3 protein-coding genes and 2 pseudogenes are annotated in these 1,552 nt (G+C 46.0%); all 5 read right to left on the reverse strand.

The features are described 5' to 3' along the window. Window positions 1–309: pseudogene (locus tag ACFIK2_RS03785) on the reverse strand (late control protein); the annotation flags it as partial. Then, window positions 300–554 carry a tail protein X gene (locus ACFIK2_RS03790; protein ID WP_375634936.1) on the reverse strand — a complete coding sequence of 85 codons (255 nt, stop codon included), beginning with the start codon at window positions 552–554 and terminating at the stop codon, window positions 300–302. The gene ACFIK2_RS03790 and the pseudogene ACFIK2_RS03785, both read right to left, overlap by 10 nt. After that, window positions 551–1,024 (reverse strand): phage tail protein, encoded by a 474-nt coding sequence (locus ACFIK2_RS03795; RefSeq protein ID WP_375676893.1) that lies wholly within the window; start codon window positions 1,022–1,024, stop codon window positions 551–553. The genes ACFIK2_RS03790 and ACFIK2_RS03795 overlap by 4 nt, the downstream gene beginning before the upstream one ends. Beyond that, window positions 942–1,358, reverse strand: coding sequence for a hypothetical protein (locus tag ACFIK2_RS03800; RefSeq protein WP_375676894.1), 417 nt, complete (start codon window positions 1,356–1,358; stop codon window positions 942–944). The genes ACFIK2_RS03795 and ACFIK2_RS03800 overlap by 83 nt, the downstream gene beginning before the upstream one ends. Further along, window positions 1,355–1,552 (reverse strand): annotated as a pseudogene (locus ACFIK2_RS03805) (hypothetical protein); the annotation flags it as partial. The pseudogene ACFIK2_RS03805 and the gene ACFIK2_RS03800, both read right to left, overlap by 4 nt.

Below are 1,552 nucleotides of genomic sequence, written 5' to 3' on the forward strand. Positions count from 1 at the left end.
GGCACTTTTGCCACAAAGGCGCAAGATCTCTCCATCACTGCCCCCAATACTCACCACCGACTCGACAACAAAACGCCCCATGAAGGCACTGATGCTGTTCTCATAACCAAAGATCACTTGCAGAGTGCTGTTGCTTGAGGGAACCTCTAAATCATTGCCACTATCGTCAAACTCTGCTTCAAATGTATCGGCTTCATTCCCAGCATGGTCCGTAATGGTTGCCGTTAAAAGACGCTGGTAAAAAACCTCATGAACAGGTTTGTCTCCCACCTTGACCATAATAAAAGGGTGTGTACGCATTAATCCCATAACCGCTTCACCATGCTTTGGGGATTAGACAACACAAATTCAGGCAGCATGACCTTTAAGCCCCGTGGTAAAAACACACCATATTTGGCAATCTCTGGATTAGCTTCCAGTGTGGCTTCTAAATAGCCTTTGAGTAAACCAGCTTTCCTCCGGTCTCTGAACACTGCCATGGCATGGTGAAAGCAGAGGAGATCGAGGCTCATATCCTCTAGCTCTACAACAACATGTTTTTCTGGTATCTTCATAGAGGTTGTCCCACTTGGTATTGTCCCACCTGATATTGTCCTTGTGGTTTTCCACCATCGAAAAACGGTAACAAGCTAATGGAATAGCGGATGCGCTGGGATTGACCAGAGCGACTGATATAGTCGTGGTCTTTATTGATCGTAGTGATTACTACGGGTCCATGGAGAAGGACACTATAGGTGGTATCATTGATCCAACGAAGCATCTGCACCGGCTTTGCTCTTCGGATAGTTGTAGTGATGGCATCTATCGCTACCCGGTCCCCAAATTCTTCTGGAAACCAAACTCCATGAATGGTCTTTGCATCATTGCCATAGCCGGTAAATTGCAAACTGGGTGCCTTGCCAAAACGCTCCATACAAACCCATGAAGCAGAAAACTCTTCTTCAAAGGATTGGAAATTCAGCCAGTCCACATAAAATTGATGNAGCAACCGCACGACCAGTGGCCATGGGTTCACGCGCCCCATTAACATGCACTGTGACATTTTGATTGTGTGTGATGGGGGAACGGTCTTTGTCTCTTTGTTCTCTCACAGAGTAATTGGCATGCCCCGCCCCCGCAAATTGTGCAATCGGTTGAATGGCTGTTTTACCCCCCAAAAAACTTGGCAAAAACTCTCTTACATCAATGGAACCAATCCACCCCTTAATGCGGTGAGATAAAGATTTACAAAAATCCATCAATTGTGAGATAGACGACATAAAGCCATCGACAATCGAATTAGCCAGATCTTCGCCCGCTTGTTCCATACCAGCCTTGGCACTCTCCGAGAGCTTTTCCTGTGTAAAAAAACTCTTCAACCATTGCCAAAAGTTGGAAAGGCTTTGTTTAACGCCCTCCCACAAACCTTCAAAGCTTTGAACAACAGCGCCAAGCCCTTGTTTGAACTTTTGCCAAGTTTGAGAGAAATCAAAAGCAGCAGCTCTGTCAATTGTGGTCCAATGAGCACCGCTAATTGCTTGGCATGCTTAAAAGTGGGGCGATAAAAGGTCAG

This window comes from Bartonella sp. AP88XZML (assembly GCF_042195565.1).
Taxonomy (GTDB): domain Bacteria; phylum Pseudomonadota; class Alphaproteobacteria; order Rhizobiales; family Rhizobiaceae; genus Bartonella.